Source organism: Stenotrophomonas sp. GD04054 (assembly GCF_029836955.1).
Lineage (GTDB): Bacteria > Pseudomonadota > Gammaproteobacteria > Xanthomonadales > Xanthomonadaceae > Stenotrophomonas > Stenotrophomonas maltophilia_A.
The window spans coordinates 275,906-297,371 of record NZ_JAOECR010000001.1 but is presented as its reverse complement, the minus strand read 5'-3'; the positions used below and the strand labels follow the sequence as shown (position 1 = coordinate 297,371).

Annotated in this window: 23 protein-coding genes; 7 read left to right on the top strand and 16 right to left on the bottom strand. The window is 65.9% G+C overall.

The window, feature by feature from the left end; translation table 11 throughout:
• Window positions 1-27: 27 nt before the first annotated feature.
• The 4 genes from N7573_RS01410 to N7573_RS01395 all read right to left on the bottom strand — a co-directional run bounded on the left by N7573_RS01410 (window position 28) and on the right by N7573_RS01395 (window position 4,735).
• Window positions 28-1,692 (bottom strand): tyrosinase family protein, encoded by a 1,665-nt coding sequence (locus tag N7573_RS01410; RefSeq protein ID WP_279911853.1) that lies wholly within the window; start codon window positions 1,690-1,692, stop codon window positions 28-30.
• Between the two features lie 276 nt (window positions 1,693-1,968).
• The gene (locus N7573_RS01405; protein ID WP_032127215.1) at window positions 1,969-2,226 is read right to left on the bottom strand and encodes a hypothetical protein; all 258 of its coding nucleotides are present in this window, start codon (window positions 2,224-2,226) and stop codon (window positions 1,969-1,971) included.
• Complete coding sequence (locus tag N7573_RS01400) at window positions 2,223-3,575, bottom strand: TFIIB-type zinc ribbon-containing protein (protein ID WP_279911852.1); 1,353 nt, start codon at window positions 3,573-3,575, stop codon at window positions 2,223-2,225. Before N7573_RS01400 ends, N7573_RS01405 begins: the two co-directional genes overlap by 4 nt.
• Window positions 3,576-3,595: 20 nt before the next feature.
• Entirely contained in the window at window positions 3,596-4,735 is a 1,140-nt protein-coding gene (locus tag N7573_RS01395; RefSeq protein WP_279911851.1) for an SPFH domain-containing protein, read from the bottom strand.
• Window positions 4,736-4,918: 183 nt separating this feature from the next.
• On the opposite strand from N7573_RS01395, the gene N7573_RS01390 reads away from it, so the two are divergent.
• Complete coding sequence (locus N7573_RS01390) at window positions 4,919-6,409, top strand: hypothetical protein (protein WP_279911850.1); 1,491 nt, start codon at window positions 4,919-4,921, stop codon at window positions 6,407-6,409.
• Window positions 6,410-6,508: 99 nt separating this feature from the next.
• Here N7573_RS01390 and N7573_RS01385 read toward each other — a convergent pair whose 3' ends face one another.
• The 6 genes from N7573_RS01385 to N7573_RS01360 all read right to left on the bottom strand — a co-directional run bounded on the left by N7573_RS01385 (window position 6,509) and on the right by N7573_RS01360 (window position 11,916).
• On the bottom strand, window positions 6,509-7,801 hold the full coding sequence (locus tag N7573_RS01385; RefSeq protein ID WP_032127219.1) for a transporter: 1,293 nt from the start codon (window positions 7,799-7,801) through the stop codon (window positions 6,509-6,511).
• A 46-nt stretch (window positions 7,802-7,847) separates the two neighbouring features.
• On the bottom strand, window positions 7,848-8,597 hold the full coding sequence (locus N7573_RS01380; RefSeq protein ID WP_279911849.1) for a hypothetical protein: 750 nt from the start codon (window positions 8,595-8,597) through the stop codon (window positions 7,848-7,850).
• 13 nt (window positions 8,598-8,610) lie between these two features.
• Window positions 8,611-9,315, bottom strand: coding sequence for a C39 family peptidase (locus tag N7573_RS01375; RefSeq protein WP_032127221.1), 705 nt, complete (start codon window positions 9,313-9,315; stop codon window positions 8,611-8,613).
• Between the two features lie 99 nt (window positions 9,316-9,414).
• Window positions 9,415-10,731: an adhesin gene (locus N7573_RS01370; protein ID WP_279911848.1), complete on the bottom strand. Its 1,317-nt coding sequence runs from the start codon at window positions 10,729-10,731 to the stop codon at window positions 9,415-9,417.
• A 43-nt stretch (window positions 10,732-10,774) separates the two neighbouring features.
• The gene (locus N7573_RS01365) at window positions 10,775-11,392 is read right to left on the bottom strand and encodes a hypothetical protein (protein WP_279911847.1); all 618 of its coding nucleotides are present in this window, start codon (window positions 11,390-11,392) and stop codon (window positions 10,775-10,777) included.
• Window positions 11,389-11,916 (bottom strand): hypothetical protein, encoded by a 528-nt coding sequence (locus N7573_RS01360; protein WP_279911846.1) that lies wholly within the window; start codon window positions 11,914-11,916, stop codon window positions 11,389-11,391. Before N7573_RS01360 ends, N7573_RS01365 begins: the two co-directional genes overlap by 4 nt.
• Before the next feature lie 396 nt (window positions 11,917-12,312).
• Between N7573_RS01360 and N7573_RS01355 the strand changes: the two genes are divergently transcribed.
• Window positions 12,313-13,668, top strand: coding sequence for a sigma-54 dependent transcriptional regulator (locus N7573_RS01355; protein ID WP_279911845.1), 1,356 nt, complete (start codon window positions 12,313-12,315; stop codon window positions 13,666-13,668).
• Here the strand turns inward: N7573_RS01355 and N7573_RS01350 are convergent, their stop codons facing one another.
• From N7573_RS01350 to N7573_RS01335, 4 genes are all read right to left on the bottom strand, one after another.
• The gene (locus tag N7573_RS01350; RefSeq protein WP_279911844.1) at window positions 13,669-13,977 is read right to left on the bottom strand and encodes a hypothetical protein; all 309 of its coding nucleotides are present in this window, start codon (window positions 13,975-13,977) and stop codon (window positions 13,669-13,671) included.
• Window positions 13,970-14,512 (bottom strand): DUF6151 family protein, encoded by a 543-nt coding sequence (locus N7573_RS01345; protein ID WP_164079505.1) that lies wholly within the window; start codon window positions 14,510-14,512, stop codon window positions 13,970-13,972. Before N7573_RS01345 ends, N7573_RS01350 begins: the two co-directional genes overlap by 8 nt.
• 62 nt (window positions 14,513-14,574) lie before the next feature.
• A complete protein-coding gene (locus N7573_RS01340; protein ID WP_279911843.1) occupies window positions 14,575-15,456 on the bottom strand; it encodes a hypothetical protein in 882 nt (293 codons plus the stop codon).
• Complete coding sequence (locus tag N7573_RS01335) at window positions 15,453-16,493, bottom strand: hypothetical protein (protein ID WP_279911842.1); 1,041 nt, start codon at window positions 16,491-16,493, stop codon at window positions 15,453-15,455. The genes N7573_RS01340 and N7573_RS01335 overlap by 4 nt, the downstream gene beginning before the upstream one ends.
• Window positions 16,494-16,584: 91 nt before the next feature.
• On the opposite strand from N7573_RS01335, the gene N7573_RS01330 reads away from it, so the two are divergent.
• The 4 genes from N7573_RS01330 to N7573_RS01315 are packed head-to-tail and all read left to right on the top strand — an operon-like array spanning window position 16,585 to window position 18,638.
• Complete coding sequence (locus N7573_RS01330) at window positions 16,585-17,511, top strand: LysR substrate-binding domain-containing protein (RefSeq protein WP_182266111.1); 927 nt, start codon at window positions 16,585-16,587, stop codon at window positions 17,509-17,511.
• Window positions 17,508-17,975, top strand: coding sequence for a helix-turn-helix transcriptional regulator (locus tag N7573_RS01325; protein WP_180837192.1), 468 nt, complete (start codon window positions 17,508-17,510; stop codon window positions 17,973-17,975). The genes N7573_RS01330 and N7573_RS01325 overlap by 4 nt, the downstream gene beginning before the upstream one ends.
• A 10-nt stretch (window positions 17,976-17,985) precedes the next feature.
• The gene (locus N7573_RS01320; RefSeq protein WP_121503347.1) at window positions 17,986-18,411 is read left to right on the top strand and encodes a VOC family protein; all 426 of its coding nucleotides are present in this window, start codon (window positions 17,986-17,988) and stop codon (window positions 18,409-18,411) included.
• Complete coding sequence (locus tag N7573_RS01315) at window positions 18,408-18,638, top strand: hypothetical protein (RefSeq protein WP_049461076.1); 231 nt, start codon at window positions 18,408-18,410, stop codon at window positions 18,636-18,638. Before N7573_RS01320 ends, N7573_RS01315 begins: the two co-directional genes overlap by 4 nt.
• 7 nt (window positions 18,639-18,645) lie before the next feature.
• Here the strand turns inward: N7573_RS01315 and N7573_RS01310 are convergent, their stop codons facing one another.
• Together N7573_RS01310 and N7573_RS01305 are read right to left on the bottom strand one after the other, a co-directional pair.
• Window positions 18,646-19,341 carry an HAD family phosphatase gene (locus N7573_RS01310; RefSeq protein ID WP_049401501.1) on the bottom strand — a complete coding sequence of 232 codons (696 nt, stop codon included), beginning with the start codon at window positions 19,339-19,341 and terminating at the stop codon, window positions 18,646-18,648.
• Between the two features lie 34 nt (window positions 19,342-19,375).
• Entirely contained in the window at window positions 19,376-20,305 is a 930-nt protein-coding gene (locus N7573_RS01305; RefSeq protein ID WP_279911841.1) for a LysR substrate-binding domain-containing protein, read from the bottom strand.
• 116 nt (window positions 20,306-20,421) lie between these two features.
• Here N7573_RS01305 and N7573_RS01300 point away from each other — a divergent pair, with 116 nt between their 5' ends.
• Complete coding sequence (locus N7573_RS01300) at window positions 20,422-21,459, top strand: NAD(P)-dependent alcohol dehydrogenase (protein WP_049401503.1); 1,038 nt, start codon at window positions 20,422-20,424, stop codon at window positions 21,457-21,459.
• Window positions 21,460-21,466: the final 7 nt, after the last annotated feature.

The window sequence follows — 21,466 nt, the reverse complement described above, 5'->3', positions numbered from 1 at the left end:
GGACAGCCCGGCACCTGCCGTGCGTCATCACGGCTGCTGCGGTGCTACCAGGATGGCGGCATCCAGTACCGGGAATGTCTGCGGTGCCTGGCCGGACGATGCGACCAGGCGGATCTCCAGCGTGATCGTTCCCCCATCGGCGGCATTCAGTGCCTGCAGGGCCCCCAGTTTCTGCGGCAGCGGCACCGCGAACGTGGTTGGGTGGCTGTGATCCATCCCGGCCATGGTCGGCCCGAAGAACGATACGGTGCCGGCGTAGTACGGACTGTCGGCCGCCACGGAGGCGGTGCCCGCCGGTGCGTTGATCAGCACGTCGAACTCGCGCGTATTGTTCAAACCGCGTGGTCGCTCCAGGGTCACTTCGGCAATCAACTGGCGCGGGCCCGATGTGGTCAGGTGCGCGCGCACCGCCTCATTGGGGACAGCCACGCGGACGGCGCCATCGGAGCGTGTGCCGCGCACCAGCCGCACCGCACCGGCAGCTGCTGGCAGCGTGACCGCCTCCAGCATGTCGTTGCGGCGCGCGTAGACGTAGTCGTAGTCGAAGGCCGTGGTGGAGAAGAACGCGCTGGCCGGACGCTCGCCAACGGGCTTGCCCTGTGCATCGACGAAGAACCGGAACGGTTCGTTCATGAACTGACGCCGCTGGTCGACGTTGACGGGCATGATCGGCTTGCCGCGGGATTGCTGCAGCTGGTTCCACACATCCCACAGGCGGTCCATGTTGGCGTGGTGCAGGTAGAAGATCGGATCGAGTGGTGACAGGAAGTTGGTCATGTTGCCGTAGGGGCCGGGATCGACCGCGCCGACGCCACCGATGCAGTTGTGCACCTTGTTGTGCGGGAATCCTTCCAGTACCGAGAATTTCGTGGCGCCGTCAGGCTGCACCACGTGCGAGGCCGTACGCGAGCTGGTGAAGCTGCGGCTGACATCGTCGTTGTAGAACTCGACCGGCGACAGCCCCGCGTGGATGGTGTCGGGAGACACGGCCGAAGCGGTCTTTGCATCGAAGCCGGGATTCTCGCGCCAGAGGTAGCGGGCGCCGCAGGTGATCGCATAGGCCGCATTGCCCGAGATGCCGGTCTTTTCCGCGACGCTGTAGCCGGTCACATCGTTCCAGACATCGTCTGCAGTGAGGTAGCCGCGGAACTTGAGCTGGCCGCGTTGGCCTGCATCCAGCGTGTCCCAGTAGCGCTGCAACGCCGGGCGCATGAACCGGGTGAAGACCGCCAGGTTGCGCGTATACGGCGCATAGGCGCTGTCAGTGGGCGTCAATACGCCGTCGAACATCGCCGGGGTAATCCGTGGCAGCTCGGTCCAGTCCCAGTAGGGCATGGCGAACTGCGGATCACCGCTGAGCATACGGATGGTCTGTTCGAAGTAGCCGACATAGCCCCGGTGCCAGACATAGAACCACCAGTTGCCGTGCGGGCAGTCCATCAGATGCACGAAAGCGTTGCGGAACCAGTTGCGTGGATCGTCTGCCGGCAATGCCAGCATGGCCTTGATGCCACGCGCGTAGCTGGCCAGCATGCGCTGGCCTTCGGGGCTGGTGACGTTGTAGCGGTGGTAGCGTGCCTGTGCGGCCTTGCCGGCCGGCTCAGCACCGCTGGCCCAGGCCCCGGGTGCTACCAGTGACGCCAATGAAGCGCTGGCGGTGGTGGCAAGAAAATCACGACGTGTGTAGCGCATAGCCTTCCCCCTGGTGATTGGTTGAACCGCGTTGGGTTACAAATCACTGGCAGGACCGGCGGCAGCGTGGCGGCCGGCCCGACGGGGACATCCAGCCCCGCCGCTTCCACCGGCAGGTGCAACGATGGCAGGGGTGGAAGCGGCGGTAGTATAGGCATGGCAAACAGAGCTGATCTGCGAAGCAGGCCACAGTCGCAGGCGCGTACACATCTGCCCGGCTGAAGCTGTTCACCGTCGTCGTTGCGGCGTTGTCGATCAGCCAGGCATGGCCTGGCTCTACTGGTCGGGTTTCACCCTTGCCACCCGTTTCCGGTACTCGTACACGTTGTCACCGCGTATGCGCTTTTCCTCGGTGCCGGTGACCCGGCCCACCTGCTGGTCTGAACCGGTCACGGGCTGCGCCTCGATTTCGGTCTCGTGCTCGAAGGAATGCGATTTGTCGGTGTTGCGGTAATAGCGGTACAACGCCCAGTACAGCGCGGTTGCGCCGGCCGGACCTGCCGCCAACAGCCAGAGGCCACTGTCGTCGCTCATGTCGATGCCACCAGGAAGGCAATTGCGAGGGCTTCAATGACGGTGCCGGTGGCAAGGGCCGCCAGCAGCATCTTCCATTGCTGCACGGGCACGCTGCCCATGGTTTCGCCGGTACGGCCGTTCACCGCGATGTAGTGCAGCATGCCGCCGTTCTTGCCAGGCTGATGGTACGAGTACAGCCAGACCGGCAGGTACATCGACACCCAGCGGGTGCCATGCACCTCCAGCTGTTCCTGCTCCCAGCGCACGCCGCGGTTGTAGCGCTTCACCGAGCCTTCCACCTGTGCGCGGGCAATCGACAGCAGCTGGTCTTCCAGCCGCGGCCGCAGCTTTTCCACATCCAGGTTGCGCTTCTCCGAAGTGAAGCCGGCCAGGTAGGAGGCGTTCCATTTCACCGCGTTCTTGGTATCGAACGGCAGGATGGTGTTGATGATGTTGTTGGTGTTGGCGCGGGTATCCAGGTTGCCGCGCTCGGCCGAGGATTCCAGCGGAAGATCGTCGACGGTGAAATCGACCTGGCGTTCGACCTGGTAGACATCGGCGTCGTAGAGGGTGCGCTTGTTCTTCTCGCTGCCGACCGTGTATTCACGGGTCTTGATCTCGCCTTTGCCGGCCACCGCAGCGCTGACATTGCTGTCGACGATCATGTAGGGCAGGAACACGCCCACCACGTTTTCAGGGGTGAACTGGTCCTTGAACGCCTTCAGCGCGAACATCCGGCGCTTGTCGACGAACTGGCGGATGCGCGCGACCGCATCGTCCTTCTTGATGTGGAAGGGCAGCACCGCATCGGGTACCGCGCCATTGGCAATCTGCTCGTTGATGCCGAAGACGTGGCGGCACCAGTGGCAGCGCGCCGTCATCGTGCTTTCCGTGTTGACCGTGACTTCTGCGCCACAGCCCGTGCACTTGAACGTCATCAACGCCGAGGTGTCGGCATCGATGTCGCGTGCGCCGGAGGCGATGACGGTGCCGCGCAGTTGGTCGATGGCCTCGCCCAGCCCGAACTCCTCCTCGACGCGTGCGCCATGCCATTCGTGACGGCAGTACAGGCAGACCAGGATATCGGTACCGGCCTTGGGCCGGATGTCGGTGGCGCCGCACTTCGGGCAGCGGTTGAGGCCGTCCTTCAGCTCGCTGGCCGAAGTATCGATGGCCACAGGATCGGGCGCTTCCACTTCATCGCGGATGGCCTGTGGCAGTTTCGAGGTGTCCAGCGGGAAGCTGCCGGGCAGGGGAGGGACGTCCTGCGGCGAACCGGGCCCATCCAACGACGCCGCCGGCAAGGGCGGCGGCGTCGCGGGCGCGGATCCGGGCAGCGGCGGTGGGCCGTTTCGGGGATCGGACATGTTCGTTGTGCGTCCTGCTGTTACAGGCCCAGTGCCTTGGCTTTCAGGGCGTCATAGTCGCTCTGGGTGATCAGGCCCAGGTCCAGCATTTCCTTGGCCTTCTTCAGCTTGGCGACCGGGTCATCCGCGGCCGGAGTGACCGGCTGCTGCATGCCACCCACTCCGAACATGCCCGAGGCCATGCCGACGCCGACCAGGCCGGCCGCGCCGCCGTTCTCGCCGGCCGACTGGATGCCCTGGGCGACACTGGCCTGCAGGTTGGAATTGCCGCGCGAACCGGACAACGCATCGGCGCGCTGCACAGTCTTCAGCAGTTCGCGGGTATTGGCGTCGTATTCAATCGAGACGATAGCGGTCCTGACGATGGCCAGGCCACGGTCGGACTTCCACTGGTAACCCTGTTCGACCGCAGCCGACAGGCTCTGCGCGAAGCCCAGCGAGTCCTGCTGCAGCTTGGTGATGCGGTTGCCCTTGCTCGGGTCGTTGGTATACAGGCTGAAGGCCGGCGCCAGCGAACCGACCACTTCATTGAACAGCTGGCTGGCCGCGGCGTTGTCCAGATCGGTGAAGTCGAACACCTGTCCCGGCTGCAGGTAGCTGGCCGGTACGAAGTTCTTCACGAACAGGATCGGGTCGACGATCTTCAGCGTGTACGAACCACGGGTGACCGCGCCGACCTGGGTATTGAGGAAGCCGTCGTCCCAGTAGATTTCCGATTGGGTGCCGAAGCGGTTGTCCGGCAGTTCCTTCAGCGAGACGAAGTAGGCCGCCTGCTGCGAGCCCGGCTGGCCGCCGAACTTGAAGCGCTCCCAGCTCTGCTTGATGAAGGTGCTGACCAGGCCGTCGCCGGCGAAGATCGACTGCGAGTTCAGATCGTCAGAGCGCCACTCGTAGCCGCCCGGTTCGGCGACGAACGCGGTGATCGCGCCGTCCTGGAACAGCAGCAGACCGTAGCCCTCCGGCACGATGATCTTCGAGCCGTTGGTGATGATGTTGGACGAGCCGCTGGTGTTGGAGCCGCGGCCGGCATTGGTGCCCTGCGGCACCGCCGCGAACAGGGCCGCCGTGGACGGTAGGCCCGCCGGCACGGTGTAGAAGTCCTTCCACTGGTCGGCCAGCACACCGCCAACCGCACCCTTCACCGCCTGTACCAGACCCATGACCAACTCCCTGTGATTCGAGGGCAGGCACCATGCCTGCCGAGCTGGGCTGAATATAGCAGTAGGAATACGAGCAAGGGGGGCACAGGCTGGGGCTGCGCAAGCGTCCGTGTTCAGGTTGCGGTTGCGGGCTGGGTCCGGGCATGATCGTGGCGTCCGACCACAATTCAAGGAAGAGTATTCATGGTCAGTGAAGTTGATTTTCGAGTGCTGATGCCCGGGGTAGCGGTCAACTTCGGCCTGAGCCCAGGCAAGTTCGTCAATACCCAGTTCCACACCGTGGCGCTCGACCCTCTCCTGCCACCGAGTAACGCTTGGGTAATTGCTGCGGCCGAGGATTGTGGCTACGGAACGAGTGGGCTTGGCAAGGCGAGAATCAATGCGTCGCCAGCGGAATGGCTGGCGCTGGCGATGCACCTGGCACGCCGTCGTCAGCTGGTGCATTCCACTCTTGATGTGGTTGCTCCGATACCGGGTGTCGGTTCTATCAAGAAGGCTCAGTTTGCAAAGTTCCTCGAGTCATCGGAAAAAACGAACTGTGCGTTCGTGCTGGGAATGCTCTATGCAAGGTTGGCGGCGGAGCGGTGGTTCATGTTCAACGGCATGGGGGACGTCCTCATGCACTTCTGGCACTACTCGATTCTGCATAACCCGGCGGTTTCCCTTCAAGGATTGATGCCAGCACCAAGTACGATGAACCCCGACTTTGTCCTCGGCAGCCAACTGGGCAAGTGGTCCACACTCGAGTCGAAGGGCACCTTCGGCACGGCAGACCTTGAGAAACTACGGGATGGCCTGGAGCAAGCCAACAAGTTTTCGGGAATTTCCATCACGTGGCCCGGCGCTGTTGTTTCTACGCATCCTATTGGTGAGCGTTCCTGCACGCTGACTTACTTCAACGCGCTCGACGAGCTGCAGTCGATGCAGTTGACGCTTCCCCCGCCTCTTCCTGCCCTGGCCCCTCCCGTGGCGCTTGGAGCTGTGCCGGGCCCGGTGATCTTCGCACCCGCTGCTGAATTTGTACGTTACCTCGACGCCTTGGGGCAGCTGGATTGCCATCGAGGTGAGACCGACATAGTCGAGACCGACGAAGCTGGCATCGCCTGGTATCGCTCGGTGCATGTGCCGGGCTTCCTTTTCGGTGTATCGCCCGAGCATCGCAATGCAGAAGGACAACTGAAATGGGCCGTGGCTGCCCTGGGTTTGATCATGCCGGTGATTGCAAAGCTGCGAAGCGGCGAGATGACAGGACGCGCCTTGCGGACCGTCGTGACTGGGCTGCTTTACGAAATTGGCCAGCGTGCTGCCAGTGTCGATCTGACCGAAGCCGAATCCTCTGCATGGAGTGGGCTTGTCGAACACCTGCAGGAACTGATGCAGGCTGACGCGCGCGTACTGGCCTGGACTACGGTGCTCGACCAGGTGTGGAGTGCCCCCGTGCTGGGGGGATTCAACTCGGGCATGCTCGGATCGCCGATCGCAAGTCTCGACGACTTGTGGAACTACCTGAACGTGAAGGTCACCCCCCTGCGCCTCAACAAGGTCAGAGAAGCAAGGCTTGGGAGGATCTTTGATGCGCCGGGCGCGGCAGGAACCGGCGTTACGACGCATGGCCTGTTTGTGAAAGAGTGCAGGGAGGCCGCACAAAAGGGTCCACACGTGCCACGCTTTTGAGTGGGTCGCTGCAAGTAGACGATCCCGCCTGCCTGGCGAGGCTCAGGCAAAGCGGGAAGTGGATGAGCGGCTGCAGTGGCGTTTGGGTCCGGTCCGGCGCTACAACATGTACGGAATCTTGAACGCCAACGTGAAGTCCGGCGCATCCGGGGTCAACCCGATGCCCAGCAGCGTCACCAGCGTGGTGTGCTGGTTCAGCGCATAGGTCACGCCCAGGTTAAGTGATGCCGCATTGGCATCACTGCCGATTACCTTCATCCACTTGCCGCCCTGGAAGCGGGTGGAAGCGCGGGCGCTGATGCGGTCACTGAAGGACAGGCTCAGGCTGGTCCGCTCGTTGAATGCGAAGGCCACGCCTGCGCCGAAGTACACCGAGCCGCCCAGCTTCACATCGCCCGGGTTCACCGTGTCCGGATTACTGTCGATGTCGTTGAACCCACGCGGGATGGAGTGCACGTAGCCGATGTTGGCAAACAGGATGGCCGGGTCGGCGGTCTTCACCATCGACAGGCCCAGGTTGGCCTGCCATACGCCATTGCCAGTGGGTTGCTCGCGCGGCACGGCGAAGCGGATGTAGTCGTCGTCATCGCGCTCGATCACCTTCCAGTCCAGACCGTAGGGTGCGCGCCCGGTGGGGGCGGTGACGCCGGCGGTAAGCACGGTCTCAGGGCGCCAGCCGCGTTCGCCGAACAACCGGTAGTTCGCACTGAGCCCGATATCACCCAGGCCGTTGCCGTTGGTCTCTTCCTGTGCAATGGCGGCCGCTGCTCCGCCGGCGCCGCCCTTCTGGTATACGGTGCGCCGGGCCAGGTAAGGCACGTCCAGGTTGAGCGTCAGGTTCGGGCTGACACCCCAGCGGGCCGCCACGTTGTAGGTCAGCGAGTCGGACTCCACGTTCTCGATGGCGATATTGCCGAGGAAAATGGCGTCCAGCGCGAGGAAGCCGTTGAGGGTGAGCTGCTTGCGGTCGTAGCGGGCGTAGGTGAGGCTGTTCTCGATGGTGAAGCGGCGGGAGAACAGGGCCGATTGCTGTTGCTTCACGTCGTCCACGCTGCGCCGCGACTCCTGCTTGGCCTGTTGCGCCTCGGCGGCGGTACTGGCGTAGCCCTCGCTGCTCGGAGGGACTGCGGCGGCGGCCGCCTGCGCCAATGGCGCGGCCGGTGGGGCTGTGACCGGGCCAACCCGCCCGCTCAAGCGCGCTTGCATGGCCTGGACCTGCATGTCCAGTTCGCGTAACCGCCGCACTTCCTGTGCGTAGTTGGCCTTCAGCTGTTCCAGCTGATTGGCCAGGGCCTGCACGTCAGCGCCATCGTCGGACGTCGGCGGTGCGGCAAGGGCGGTGCCCGCCAGCGCCGCCAGCGCCAACGGGGTGATCCTCATCAGGGTGTGCATGATGGTGTCCTGCGTTGTGGAGCGTTTCCCCCAATGCCAGGCCCTGTTACTGGCCTGGCCCCATGCCGCGGTTCAACGCAATCGCCTGGGCCACGTTCTGGCTCAACGGCAGGTTGCTGCCCACGGCGTTGCGCACCAGCTCCAGCCGCAGCTGGTTACTGGCGATCTGGCCGTCACCGGCGAGGGCGATACCCTGGCCGACGCTGCCATTGCGGATCCACTGCTGCACCAGCCCCTGGCCATCCACCTGCAGCAGCAGGCGTGCCTGGTTGCCTTCCAGCACGGCGGTCGCGCTGGCGCCGGCCTGCTGCGCGGTGACGTTGCCTGCGCCATCAGAGAGAACGGCTGGCACGCCACCCTCGCGGACGGTCAGCGTGGTGACGTTGCGCGCGACATTGCCATCGCCGGCCACCTGCACGCTCTGCACCAGGCCGCTGGCGTTGGCCAGGCCGCTGCTGTCGATGCTGCGTCCGTGGGTATCGGGCAGCGGCGCATCGGCGGCCGTGACATGCACGCTGGGCTGGAAACTCAGCCTCGGCGCGCCACCACCACGGAAGTCCATGCCCAGGGTGAGGCTGCCCTGCAGCGTCGCGCCGTTGCTGGCCTGCCACTGCGACACCATGGTGACCCCGAACCAGGCAACGTTGTTGCCACCCACGGTGTAGCGCCCCCGCATCAGGCCCAGTTCCGGGTCCGGAATTTCCTTCAGGCCGCGACCGGGAGCGCCCTCTGCCGCCTGCAGGGGCAGGGCAGGGAAGGCCAGCAGCAGAGCCATCATCATCGGTTGGCGGAACATGGTCGAACCTCCTTCAGAACAGGTCGGCGTGGCTGAAGCCGAAGTCGACCAGTTCGGCATCGGTGATCGGCCCTTGCCGCGCGTAGAGCGCGCGGGCGCTTGGCCGTTCGCTGGGTTGCAGAAGAGCGGTGTTGCGATCGAAGTCGCTGCCGATCACCACGAAGACCGCGCGCGATGGCCAGGCGGCCAGGAACTCCGGAAGGGCCAGGCTGCGGTTGCCCAGGATCGGGTCGGCCACTTCCACGATGCCGTTGCGCACCTGCTTGAGCACCACGAAATGGCGGAAACCGCGCACGTCCATCAACACCAGTCCTGGCACGCGAAGGGTGCGCAGTCGTGTTTCATCGATGCGGTAGCCCCGACCGCGCATGCCCAGCGATTCCACGTAGCGCTTGATGTCGAGCAGCGAGAAGCCGCGCTCGGCTACCAGAGCGGGATCGGAGACCCCCATCATTCCCTCGATCACCGTTGCCTCGTCGGTATCAAGGTGGTAGGCGTGGCGCAGGATGGTGGCCAGCGCGGCGGCCCCGCAGCTGTAATCGGTGTGCTGCCGCACCACGTTGCGGTAGCGCCGCTCCTGCATGCTCTCCACCTTCTGCTGCAGCAACGCGCCATTGGGCAATACGCCGCTGAAGCGCACCTCGCCCGCCCACGCGGAGGCGGTACCCAGCAGCAACAGCATCGCCAGCAGGCGCATCGAGAGGCGGCAACGGATCATCACGTTCTCCGGCAGCAGGGGGGAGCCCCTGTCCCAAGGGGGAGGAGGAACAGGGGCTCCCGGGGACCCGGCCATTGGCGGACGGCCGGGGTGTTGCGCTTACTCGCCGCTGCCGCCACCGCCGCCGGTGCTGGGCTGGGCGACGGCCAGGGCCAGGCTGTTGGCCTGCAGGTTGCCGGTGCCCGCAGCAACGTTCACGCCGATGTTGCCGGAGGCGCCGGAGAAGGCACTGCCGGACAACGCCGAGGTGTTGGTGGCGTTGACGTTCACCCAGCGCGTGGTGCTGACCGTGCCGCTGAGGCTGGCGTACAGATCGGCCACGCCCAGTTCGACGAACTGGCTGGTGCCACTCTCACGCGTATCGAAGCCCAGGCCGCCCACTCCCGGCCGGTTGGGGTTCATCGTGGCGTTCTGGATCTCGTTGTCCAGGTCGATGTGGCCGGTGCTGTTGCCACCCGGATGTGGCAGCTCGCCATTCCATGTATCCAGATAGTAGTTGGCCATCTGATAGGCGTTGCCGGTGCCGCGGTAGGTGCCCGCGCCATAGGCCAGCGTCAGGCCGCTGACGCCGCCACGCATGCCGACCTGCACGGTATCCGTGTAGGACTGCACGAAGCCGGCATTGCTGACCGTGTTGCCGGTGGAGACCTGGTTGGAGCTGATGCTCGACTGCGCCACCGCGGTGGTCGCTACCGAGGCCGCGAGCGCGTTCTTCTGCTCGTTGTTGTTGCCCGAGGCGATGTTCACGCCGATGTTGCCCGAGGCACCACCGAAGGCGTTGCCGCCGAGACCTGCGGCGTTGGTGACCCCGGAGTTCATGGTGGCGTTGCCGAAGCCGGCCTGGTTGACGAACACCTCGGCGTCGGCCATGCCGAAGCTGAAGGACGCGTCGGCAGCGGACAGCGACGCGGCATTGTCCTGCGCATTGTTGTCGCCGGAGACAACGTTGAAGCCGAGATTGCCCGAGGCGCCGGCACCCACGCTGTCACCGATGGAAGCACTGTTGGTGACCAGGCTGTTGCTGGTGGCGTTGTTGCTGATCGACTGGCGGTTGTCGATCACGGCAATGGCCGCCGAGTCGAGGTCGATGTCGCCGGTGATGTTCGGGTCACCGGAGAAATTGATGTCGGTGCTCAGCCGCAGGTCCTTCTCCAGGTTCACGTCGACGCCGTGGTTGTTCTTTTCCTTGCGTTCGTCGGCCTGGATGTTGCTGTGTTTCTGCACATTGACATTGACGGTGCGGTTGCGTACGTCGTTGTCGGTGTGGTTGTGGGTGTCGTTGCGGGTTTCGCTGACGGAGTGGTTGTGATTGATGTTCGCGTTGGCGTTCTGGTTGTCCCAGCCATTGGCCGCAGCGGCGGTCGAGGCAGTGGCAATCGCCATGGCGAGCATGGTCTGTTTGACGGTCGCTTTCATGGTGCCCTCTCTCTCATCAGGTGGTGCATCGGTTGGGTGGTTGTCACGGGCGGTCCTGCACGACCAGGCCCAATACGTTGGCCGTGTCGTTGCCGTTGCCCGCGATCTGATTGAGTTGCAGGACCCCGTCGAATCCCCGCAGTGCGGTGCTGGCTACACCTGCGCTGCGGGTGCCCGTCGCGACGCCGTGACCGGTGTCGTCCCGCCCCCCTGCCAACACGGAACCCTCGGCGGCCAAGGCCGTATCGTCGGTTTCGCGTATGCCCTGTCGGGCCAGCGTCGCGCTGACGACGTTGAGCGTCGTGTTGGCGATGCCGCTGGCCTGGTTGATGGATGCGATGCCACTGGCACCGGCCAGTGCGTCACCGCCAATGAATGCAGTGGCCTGCAGCGGCCCGGACAGCACGCGGTTGCCCTGCTGCAGTTGCCGCGCATTGATCGCGACATCGGCGCGATCACCCTTGGCGATACCCCGTAGGTTGGCCTGCACGTTGAGGTCGCCGGCGGCCTGGTTCACGGCGATGGCGCCATTCGTTCCGGCAAGTGCGTGGCCGTCGATGCGGGCCACGTCGAGATAGGCGAGCATGCCGCTGTAGTCATCGGCCCGGGTCGCCCAGGGCGCGGCAGCGAGCAGCAGAAGCAACCCGTGCAGCGCCTTCATTTTCCACCTGCCGGGGCCGTGCCCTGCGGGAACTGGGCCAGTGCGCCGCGCACGGTATCGGCGATACCGCGGGTGCTGCTGCCGACCGCACCGAGCGGCCCACTCATGGCCCCCCCCAGATTGCTGCCGACCATGCCGTCGCCACTGCGGCCCAGCGTGCCGCCCAGGGCCTGCTGGGTGACCCGTTCAACGGTGGTGCCACCCGGCGCCGTGATGGACGCGGCCTGGCCGGCGCCCATGCCGGCATAGTCCTCATCGCTCAACTCGTCCATGCCGGTTGTTGTGCCGCCGGCACCCAATGCGGTGGCGATCTCGCGCTGCGGCTTCGGGTCGGCAATCAGCGCCATGCCCGGCGGTGCCATGCGATATGCCGGGCGCGCGGATACATCCCGCAGCAGGACGATCTCGCCCGGTTGTGACTTCACGCCTTGGCGGGCGCCGGATGCGGATGCGCCCGCGCCAACCGACAGCAGGGCCACTGCCAGTGCTGCGGCCAGGCCGCGAATCAGGGTGGAGCCGTCCATGCCGATCTCCCGCGATGGGTGCGGCGGAACCACGCATCAACCGTGCCAACTTCGAAGTGCCCACCGGCCAATGTCGGCACCGTGCCGCACCTGACCGGGCTGCTGCCACGCTGTTACAGGCACGTCGTGGAATTGTTGGGATTTCGAAGCCCCAGGCACTGCAGGGCAAGGGCGGCGGGCGACTGTCGCATCCGTGTTACAGGTGGCGTCGCGGTCTGCAACGGTGCCGCTTCAGCCAGGAATTTCTTGACGCACTGCTCATTGCGCCGCCGTTTAGGGAAGCGCTAGGATCCGCCCAACAAAGGCCGCCCCGGTGGCCGTAGAGGTCCCGGCGGGGGGCGGCACGCCGGTGATTGCCTGACAGTCCGCCGACGGTGTCCGGATGCTGGGGGAAGCATGGCAGCGGTCCCGGAGGCTTCAACGTCACGTTGCGTGCTCTGGTTTGGCGAGCCGTTGGCGAACGAGCGCAGTGCGCTGGCGGCAGCAGGCTGGTATGTGCGCAGCATCCGTCCCGATCCCGCCATGGCGATTGGCCTGCGCGGGCGCGATCGCTTGCTTGCCGTGCTCGATCTGCGCCACCTCGATGCGGTCGCGCTGCAGCTGCTGGTACCGTGGATCGAGCAGCACCAGCATCTACCCTGGCTGGCGGTACTGCCACCGGGTGCCGGACCTGCTTCAGCGGCCTGGCTGCCGTTGCTGCAGCGATGCCGTGCCCGCTTCACGCTGCCGTTCGGCCTGCAGGATCTGGTCTGCGCAATGCGCCAGCAGTTCGACGCAGATGATCCGCCTGTCGACGCAACCTGCAGCGGGCAGGGACCGCACGCATTGATTGGTGAAAGCGCTGCGCTGCATGCGGTGCGCACGGTGCTGCACAAGTTCGCGCCGGTGGAGCTGCCGGTGCTGGTCACCGGCGAAACCGGTACAGGCAAGGAACTGGCCGCACATGCGCTGCATGCGTTGTCGGGGCGTGCTGGGAGGCCTTTCATTGCGGTGAACTGTGGTGCGATTCCGGCCAACCTGGTGCAGTCGGAGCTGTTCGGCCACGAACGTGGCTCGTTCACCGGTGCCGACAAACGGCAGATCGGCGTGTTCGAATCCGCGCACGGCGGCACGGTGTTTCTGGACGAAGTCGGTGACCTGCCGTCGGAGGCACAGACCAGCTTGTTGCGTGTACTGCAGGAAGGCACCTTCGAGCGCGTCGGCAGCAGCCAGCCGTTGCGGGCGGATGTGAGAGTGCTGGCTGCCACCCACGTGGAACTGGAACACGCGGTGGCGCAGGGCCGGTTCCGCAGCGATCTCTACTACCGTCTGAACGTGCTGCGCCTGCTCATGCCACCATTGCGTGAGCGCGGTGCCGATGTGCAGCTGCTGGCCGAACACTTCCTGCGCTGTTTCCGGCAGCGCCACAGCGTGCGTGCACGCGGCTTTGCGCCGGCCGCACTGCAGGCCATGCGGCGTTTCGAATGGCCCGGCAACGTACGCGAACTGCTGAACCGTGTGCAGCGTGCAGCGATCATGGCCGAGGGCGAGCTGATCAGCGAGCGTGACCTGGAGCTGGGCGCATCGGTGGCGGTCCTGCCTGGGGCGATGCTGCACGATGCGCGGGGCCAGGCCGAGCGCGATGTGCTGCTGCAGACCCTGCGCCAGACCGGCTACAACGTTTCCGAGTGCGCGCGGCAGATGCAGATCTCGCGGGTGACGGTGTATCGCCTGTGCCGCAAGCACCGGTTGGAGCTGCCTGCGCAGCGCTGATCAGCCGGCCGCCAGGTGCTTGAACAGGCGCAACGGCTTGCCCGTGACGCGCTCGATCACGCCCTTGGCTTCCAGGTCCAGCTGCACGGCCTTCAACCACCAGCCGGCGGTGGCGCCTGCCGGGAACAGGGCGGCGGGCAGGTGCGGCAGCAGCGCCTGCTTGACCTGCGCAACGGTCAACCCTGGCGGTTGCGCAGGCAGGGCCTGCAGCAAGGCATGGCGCATGGCGAGATACTTGGCACGATCCACGCGCTGGATGTGCCCGGGTGTGGTGATGCTCTCGATCTCGATCCGCTCGGGCTCAGACATGGCTATCTCCCGCGACTTCGATGCGCGGGCTGCGGAAGCCCATGGCGATCCACGCCTTCATCAACCGTGCATGGAACCGCAGCGACCGGGTCTGCAGGTTCGGCACATCGTCCGGAAGGACAGACGCATCAGGAAGATCACTGACCATCGTCCGCATCTCCACTGCGGGTCTTGCCGATGCGGGCCACAACAGGCCATACAGGCTCAGCCAATGGCCGCCACTGAACTCCAGGAACAGCGGCGTATTGCAGCAGCCCGCCAGGACGCGGCGGCTGCCGCCCCTGCTGGACAAGCGCAACGCACGCAGCATGGAATGTCCGGCGTCGATGCTGACGCGATCCTTGCGGTGCATTACGAAAAGCGTCTGGCCATGCGGGCCCAGTACTTCGGGTGCTCGGGGCAGCGACTGCAGCATGGCGGCGGCCTTGCGGCAGCTGTCGCAGCAGCATTCGACGGTGGCAATGGGTTGGCCCGTGGCGGTCAGGCGGACCTGGCCGCAGGCGCAGGCAAGGGACTGATGGGAGGGCATCTGCATTTTCTCCTGGGGCATTCATCCTCTCGACGAACCGGGGTGCCGGGAATCGACAACATCCGCCTTCAAGGGCGCTTCATCCGGTAGCGGATGCGGTACAGGTCCAGCCCTGCACCGTCCGCACGCCGCGCCGAATAGGTCAACGTGCCGGGTTGCGAGCCATCCAGCATCGCGCCGTAGCTGTCGCTGGACGCCTCGTTCAAGGGCGAGGGCAATGCATGGCCCGCGTCATAACGGCCTCCACATTCGTAGGCAATGAACTGGCGCACCGGTGCGCTGCCGAAGTCGAGAGCGCGGGCAAAGACCACAGTACGGCCATCCCCGAGGAAGGTGGCATCGAACTCCTGCGCCGAGGTATTGAGGTCTCCGGGCAGTGGCCGCGCGGGCTGCGCCTCACCACGGACCATCGCTGCGACGTAGAGGTCATGGCCACCCGCACCGCCTGCACGATTGCTGGAGAACAGCAGCGTGGCTGCGTCTGGCGAGAGCATCGGCGCGAACTCATCGGCCGCGCTGTTCACTGCGGGGCCAAGATTGACCGGCTCCCCGAATCGACCGTCGCTCCCCACGCTGACCCGATACAGGTCGTCGCCGCCCTGGCCGCCTGCTCGATCCGAGCAGAAATACACCGCGCGGCCATCGGCGGAAAAGGCGGGATCGAAGTCACGTCCCGGCGTGTTGAACGGCACCGGCGTCGCAGGCCGCCAGCGCTGCCCGTCGTGGCGCGAAACCCATATGTCATACCCGCCCGGACCGCCGGGCCGGTTGCGGCTGAACCACAGTGCGGTCTTTCCGTCCGGGCTCAAGGTCAGTCGAATCTCGTCGTACTGCGTGGATGCAATGCCCGGAGCAAAGCGCTCGGCCGGGCCGACGATCTGCAGCACCCTGGATGGAGACGCGCAAGGCGACGCAGACACCAGCAGCATCACGGCCAGCAGCGCCTTCATGCCTGCCGCTCGAAGTCGCTGACCCAGTTGGTTTCCCAGCTGCGTCCACCATCGGTCGAGGCCGCCTGTTCCCAGCGCGCCGAACGCGGGGTAATGCGTGACCAGATCACCCGCGTCTGGATCGCTCGTCCGTCGTGCTGGTCTTCGCCGAAGAAGCGACCGACACCGGCCTCGAAACCACCGCGCAGCGGCGCGCCGATCCGGGTCGGTTCCCGGCCATCCAGCCACCAGCTCAGCCAGTGCCGCTCAGCCGCATTCCAGGCGCGGATGCCCATGCCGCGCAGCGGTGCTCCTGGCACGTCCATCAGATTGTCACCTACGTTGCCGAATCCTCCCAGTACCGGCCAGTTGTGCAGGGTGCCGTTGAACGCGTCCCACGCATCGCTGCCTGCCAGCCGGGCGCGCAGGCGACGATGGCGCACGTTCCAATGGCCCACCAGGAAATCAAAATCGCCCGGTGCATCCGGCAGCTTCGGAAGCGGCGAGGGGGCCGCAGCCGTGCGGCGGAACCAGTTGCGCCAGTTCACCTCCCAGTGCGCACCGGCGTCGTCGGAGAATGCCTGTTCCCACCACGGCTCCTCGCCATGGATGGCGTGCCACCGGAACCACACGTCGATGGGGCGTCCGTCGATCCGGTCGGTGCCGCGAAAGTTGCCGGCATCGCCCTTGAAACCGCCGCGTACGGGGGCTTCGATATGGGCAGGATTGCGGCCATCGATCCACCAGATCGACCACGTGGAAGACACCGGATCAAAGGCACGCACGCCCAGGCCCCTGTAGGGACCCGAAGGCAGTGCCATGACGTTGTCATCGATGGTGCCGAGCCCGCCCAGGGTGAGCCAGACCGCGCTGGCGCCGGTGAAGGCTTCCCAGCGGGTATCGCCCACCAGCCGCTCCTTCAGGCGTTGGTGCCGGACCTGCCAGGTGCCCTGCAACCATTTCCAGTCTTCGCTGTGACTGGCCAGGGCCCACCCGGCGGGCAGGGCGGCGGACGCGGCCGTGGCGGCCAGGGTGACCAGGAACTGCCGTCGATCCATATGCGTGATCCCCTACCGAAGGTGCCCCCATCGTTGCGGGTACGAAGGGGATTGACCACGCAGATATCGGGGCTCAGGCTAAGCCACACTTATGGTCACCCAACGCCAGCTGCCATCGCTTGCCGCCATCCGCGCCTTCGAGGCGGCGGCGCGGCTGGGCAGCTTCGCGCGTGCCGCCGAGGAGCTCGACACCACTGCGGCATCGGTGAGCTATCACGTGCGGCGGCTGGAGGCCCAGACCGGTACCTGCCTGTTCCTGCGCCACGCACAGCACGTGGAACTGACGGTGGTGGGTGCCAGCGTCGCGCAGGAAGCCACCCGGGCATTCGACGCACTACGCGCCAGCTTCATGCGCGCCGCTGGCATGGATGCGGAGCGACTGCGCCTGTCCGTACTGCCAACGCTGGGCACCAGTTGGTTGACGCCGCGGCTGGGTACGTTCCGCGCCCGCCATCGGCAGCTCCTGCTGGAACTGGATCTGTCGGCAGAGCCGCAGGATCTTGCCGCCGGCCACTTCGATGCCGCCATCCGCAACGGGCATGGCGAGTGGCCTGGGCTGCAGGCCACGCCCTTGTTCCCCAGCGTTTTCATGCCGTTGTGTGCGCCGGCGCTGCTGCCGGCGGCCCGTGGGCTGGGCAGCACCGCGCTGGAGATTCCCCTGCTCGGTCGGCCGGACTGGTGGGCCCTGTGGTTCGCCGCGCACGGGCACCTTCCACCGCCGGCACCAGGGAGTCTGGTCACGCCCTTCGCCGTCGAGCATCTGGATGTCGGTGCCGCGATCGCAGGGCAGGGCATCGCCATCGGTTCGCCGATCCTGTTCCAGGCCGAGCTGGAGAGCGGGCGCCTGGTGCAGGCGCATCCGGGTGTCGCCAGCGACGGTCGCAGCTTCTGGTTCGTGGCGCCCTCGGCGCGGAGTGGCAGCGCCAAGGTCATCGCATTCCGTGACTGGGTGGTCGAACAGGCCGCCGAGGCGCGGCACGCAGCACGCCATCATCTGGCGCAAGCGGTGACGCCGTGAACCAGAGCCCCGAACTGCTGCGACGCCTGCTGCGTGCCAAGGACCGGATGGACCGGGCCAGCCATGAGGAATGGCCAGTCACACGCCTGGCCGAGGTCAGTGCGGTGTCGCCGGCGCACTTCGCCCGCTCGTTCAAGCAGGCATTCGGGTTGCCGCCGCACCGGTATCTTCTCAGCCGCCGCATCGAACGGGCCGTGGCGATGTTGCGTGACACCGACCTGCCGGTCACCGAAATCGCCGTGCAGACCGGGTGGAGCAGCCTGGGCACCTTTGGCCGCATCTTCCGTGACATCACCGGTGACAGCCCGGGCAATGTGCGTGAGCGTGAGCGTGAGCGTGCAGGCCAGGCGGCGTCGGCCAGCGTGCCGGAATGCCACGCACGTGCCGCACAGCGACCGGACCTTAAGATCGCAGTTTTGGAGAAGCGTCGCCGCGAGGCGGTTGCTAATGTGGACCCCACCTGAGGGAGGTCCCATGACGAACACTGTGAACACGGTCGGCCTGTATGTGCGCGACCAGGATGAGGCGCTCGCGTTCTATGTCGGCAAGCTCGGCTTCGAGGTGCATACCGATGTACGCAACGGCAGCTACCGCTGGCTGACGGTACGCAGCCCGGGCCAGGACGGTTTCCAGCTGGGCCTGTTCGTGCCTGGCCCGCCCACTCACGATGCGGCCACCGCGCTTTCGCTGCAGCAGCTGGTGGCCAAGGGCGCAATGCCGCCGCTGGTGCTGGCCGTGGATGACTGCCAGGCGTGCTACACGCAATGGCTGGCGCTGGGCGTGGAATTCACCCAGGAGCCGATCGAGCGCTATGGCGCCGTGGACGCCGGATTCCGCGATCCATCAGGCAATGGCTGGAAGATGATCGAAGCCCGCTCCGAGACGAGGCGCCGGCAATGAGCCGCGGTGGCTGGGCACGGCCCGTGCACCGTTGGACCTCGATCGTGTTCACCCTGGCGGTGATCGCCAACTTCGTAGTGCGCGCGATGGGACAGGGCGAGCCTGCGGCGTGGCTCACCTACTCGCCGTTGCCACCCCTGTTCCTGCAACTGTTCACCGGCCTTTACCTGTTCGTGCTGCACTACGCCGGAAGGCGCCGCAGCGCCGCACTCGGCGCTACGGGCTGAGGCAAGGTCAGGCGACCGCGTCGACCGCATGGGCGGCAAGCAGGGCGGGCAGGTCTTCCATGCGCTGGAAGATCACCTGTGCACCCGCTGCACGCAGGGCCTCCGGCGTACTGTGGTGCGGACCGCCTTCACTGAAGCCGAACACGGTTGCGCCAGCGGCCACACCGGCCGTTGCACCGGTAACAGTGTCCTCGATCACCGCGCAACGCTTCGGGTCCACGCCCAGCGCAGCGGCGGCGGCCAGATAGACATCCGGATGCGGCTTGGTGTGCGGCATGTCCTGGCCGCTGAACACGTGGGCCCCGAAGGCATCAAGGATGCCGACCTTGCCCAGCTGCAGCTTCACCTTGTGCAGATCGGCGCCGGACGCGCATGCAATCCGGCCGCCGGTGAGCACCGCGATCGCACGCACCGCCTCGGGCGCACCCTGGATGGCAACCAGGTCACGTTCCAACGCGCGGTTGCGCTGCTGGCGGAACTCTTCCAGCCATTCCTCGGTGAACGGCTTGCCGGTGCGTTCTTCGATCAGGCCGGCCAGATGGGCCACGGACTGGCCCAGGAACACCTCACCGGCCTGCGCCGGGGTCAGCGGCCAGCCGCGCTCGGTCAGCATTTCCGAAAGCACGCGAGCGACCAGCGGCTCGGAATCAACGAGTACGCCATCGCAGTCGAACAGCACGGCATCGAAGGGGAAACGGGACATCTACAGCTCCTTGAAACAACAGCCATGGGGGCGATCAGCGGGTATTTTCCCACGGTGGAGACGGAACGAACGCCTCGACCAGCGCATCCACTGCGGCACGCACCTTGGGAGCAAGGTCGCGGGTGGTAGGCCAGAGCGCATGCAGGGGCGCGCCCGCGCTACCCGTGGCAGGGAATACGGCCACCAGTGCGCCGCTGCGCAGCGCGTCCCCCACCAGCCAGGTGGTCGCTTCTGCAATGCCCAGCCCGGCCAGCAATGCGCTACGCAGCGCATCGCCGTCACTGATGCGGTGGCGCCCTTCAATGCGGTGCTGGACAAGCCCGCCGGAGCCGTCCGGCACCGTCCAGGGCAGCGCGTGCCCCTGCCGGCCGAAGGTGATGCAGTCGTGTCCGGCAAGATCCTCGGCGCGCACCGGGACGCCACGTGCCGCCAGGTATCCGGGTGCAGCGCATATCACGGCATGCTGGCGGCCGAGCGCCCGGGCAGAGAGCGAGCTGCTGTCGTCAAGCGGCCCCAGGCGGACGGCCAGATCGACGTTTTCCTCGAGCAGATCAACCCTGCGGTCGGTGAAGCTGACATCGAGCTGCAGCCGCGAATGGCGTTGCGCCAGTCCGATCAGTACCGGTATCACCCAGCGCTGCCCGAACGCTACCGGCAGGCTGACCCGCAACAGGCCGGAAACCTCCTGCCGCCGCGACGCTGCGTTGGATTCGGCTTCGTCCAGTTCGGCCAGGATGCGCCGGCAGACCTGGTAGAACTCGGCGCCCTCGACAGTGAGCGCCAGCCTGCGCGTGGTGCGATCCAGCAACCGGGTGCCCAGTCGCCGCTCCAGCGTGGCCACACTCTTGCCAACGGCCGATTTGCTCAGCCCCATGCGCAGGCCGGCTGCGGTGAAGCTGCCGGCGTCCACGGCCTGGACGAACACACTGATGCCCTGCAGGCGCGCCGCACTGTAGCTGGTCATATGCGTCAATTGGGGAATTTATGGATTCAGTTTATCGACAATATCCCGTCACTGAACACCTCCTTGCGTCAATAGACTTTCCTGGCGCACTTCCGCGCGCCAATGAGTGATTTCCCATGTCTGTTTCGACCATGAAGGTCTGGGAGCTCGATGCCCCGGGCCTTGCTCACCTGCGCTGCGTACGGCGCCCCATTCCCAGGCCAGGCCCTGGTGAGGTACTGGTCAAGGTCGGTGCCGTGTCGCTCAACTACCGCGATCGCCTGGTGATCGACGGCGGACTGTTGTCCGGTCCGCTGCCACACCCGTTTGTTCCCGCTTCGGACATGGCCGGCGTCATTGTCGAAACCGGAAGCCCAGCGCGACGCTTCAGCGTTGGCCAGCGGGTGATGGGCAATTTCTGGACGCAGTGGCTCGATGGCGCGCCTCCGCCCGAGATGCTGCAGCACGGACTGTCCCTGGGCGGTCCGCTGCCGGGCGTGCTGGCGGAGTATGTGGTGCTGCCGGAGGACGTGGCAGTCGCTACGCCCCCCTCGTTGTCTGACCTGCAGGCCAGCACGTTGCCGGTGGCGGCGCTGACGGCCTGGTTTGCACTGGTCGAGGCCGGCCAACTCGCTCCTGGCCAGACCGTGCTTGTGCAGGGTACCGGTGGCGTTTCCTTGTTCGGGATGCAGTTCGCCCAGCGGCTGGGAGCCCGGGTAATCGTGACTTCACGCAGTGACAGCAAGCTTGCCCTTGCAGAACGGCTGGGTGCATGGGCGTCGATCAACACGCGGCAACATCCTGCATGGGGCGCGCGAGCGATGGAGCTGAGCGGAGGGCAGGGCGTCGATCATGTGCTTGAGCTGCTGGGAGGCGGCAACCTCGCCCAGAGCGTGGAGGCGCTCGCAGTGGGCGGGCACATCCTGCAGATCGGCTTCCTCGAGGATCCCGACCTGCACATGCCGGCGGTTCCTCTCATGCTGCGCCGCGCGACCCTGAAGGGGGTTTCGGTTGGCCATCGCCGGGCCTTCGAGGCGATGAACGTCTTCATCGAACGCGAGCGCCTGCAGCCTGTCATCGACAGCGTGCATTCGTTCGCCGGCCTGCCTGCGGCACTGGCAGCACTGCAGCAGGGGCCGTTCGGCAAAGTGGTGATGCAGGTGGCAGAGCACTGAATCCAAC

Coding starts and splice junctions, on each gene's coding strand:
- N7573_RS01365 (WP_279911847.1), bottom strand. CDS start 11,392: ATGAAGGCGCTGCACGGGTTGCTTCTGCTGCTCGCTGCCGCGCCCTGG.
- N7573_RS01410 (WP_279911853.1), bottom strand. CDS start 1,692: ATGCGCTACACACGTCGTGATTTTCTTGCCACCACCGCCAGCGCTTCA.
- N7573_RS01335 (WP_279911842.1), bottom strand. CDS start 16,493: ATGGATCGACGGCAGTTCCTGGTCACCCTGGCCGCCACGGCCGCGTCC.
- N7573_RS01360 (WP_279911846.1), bottom strand. CDS start 11,916: ATGGACGGCTCCACCCTGATTCGCGGCCTGGCCGCAGCACTGGCAGTG.
- N7573_RS01385 (WP_032127219.1), bottom strand. CDS start 7,801: ATGCACACCCTGATGAGGATCACCCCGTTGGCGCTGGCGGCGCTGGCG.
- N7573_RS01330 (WP_182266111.1), top strand. CDS start 16,585: ATGGTCACCCAACGCCAGCTGCCATCGCTTGCCGCCATCCGCGCCTTC.
- N7573_RS01355 (WP_279911845.1), top strand. CDS start 12,313: ATGGCAGCGGTCCCGGAGGCTTCAACGTCACGTTGCGTGCTCTGGTTT.
- N7573_RS01315 (WP_049461076.1), top strand. CDS start 18,408: ATGAGCCGCGGTGGCTGGGCACGGCCCGTGCACCGTTGGACCTCGATC.
- N7573_RS01340 (WP_279911843.1), bottom strand. CDS start 15,456: ATGAAGGCGCTGCTGGCCGTGATGCTGCTGGTGTCTGCGTCGCCTTGC.
- N7573_RS01305 (WP_279911841.1), bottom strand. CDS start 20,305: ATGACCAGCTACAGTGCGGCGCGCCTGCAGGGCATCAGTGTGTTCGTC.
- N7573_RS01320 (WP_121503347.1), top strand. CDS start 17,986: ATGACGAACACTGTGAACACGGTCGGCCTGTATGTGCGCGACCAGGAT.
- N7573_RS01405 (WP_032127215.1), bottom strand. CDS start 2,226: ATGAGCGACGACAGTGGCCTCTGGCTGTTGGCGGCAGGTCCGGCCGGC.
- N7573_RS01350 (WP_279911844.1), bottom strand. CDS start 13,977: ATGTCTGAGCCCGAGCGGATCGAGATCGAGAGCATCACCACACCCGGG.
- N7573_RS01370 (WP_279911848.1), bottom strand. CDS start 10,731: ATGAAAGCGACCGTCAAACAGACCATGCTCGCCATGGCGATTGCCACT.
- N7573_RS01395 (WP_279911851.1), bottom strand. CDS start 4,735: ATGGGTCTGGTACAGGCGGTGAAGGGTGCGGTTGGCGGTGTGCTGGCC.
- N7573_RS01380 (WP_279911849.1), bottom strand. CDS start 8,597: ATGTTCCGCCAACCGATGATGATGGCTCTGCTGCTGGCCTTCCCTGCC.
- N7573_RS01400 (WP_279911852.1), bottom strand. CDS start 3,575: ATGTCCGATCCCCGAAACGGCCCACCGCCGCTGCCCGGATCCGCGCCC.
- N7573_RS01310 (WP_049401501.1), bottom strand. CDS start 19,341: ATGTCCCGTTTCCCCTTCGATGCCGTGCTGTTCGACTGCGATGGCGTA.
- N7573_RS01390 (WP_279911850.1), top strand. CDS start 4,919: ATGGTCAGTGAAGTTGATTTTCGAGTGCTGATGCCCGGGGTAGCGGTC.
- N7573_RS01375 (WP_032127221.1), bottom strand. CDS start 9,315: ATGATCCGTTGCCGCCTCTCGATGCGCCTGCTGGCGATGCTGTTGCTG.
- N7573_RS01345 (WP_164079505.1), bottom strand. CDS start 14,512: ATGCAGATGCCCTCCCATCAGTCCCTTGCCTGCGCCTGCGGCCAGGTC.
- N7573_RS01300 (WP_049401503.1), top strand. CDS start 20,422: ATGTCTGTTTCGACCATGAAGGTCTGGGAGCTCGATGCCCCGGGCCTT.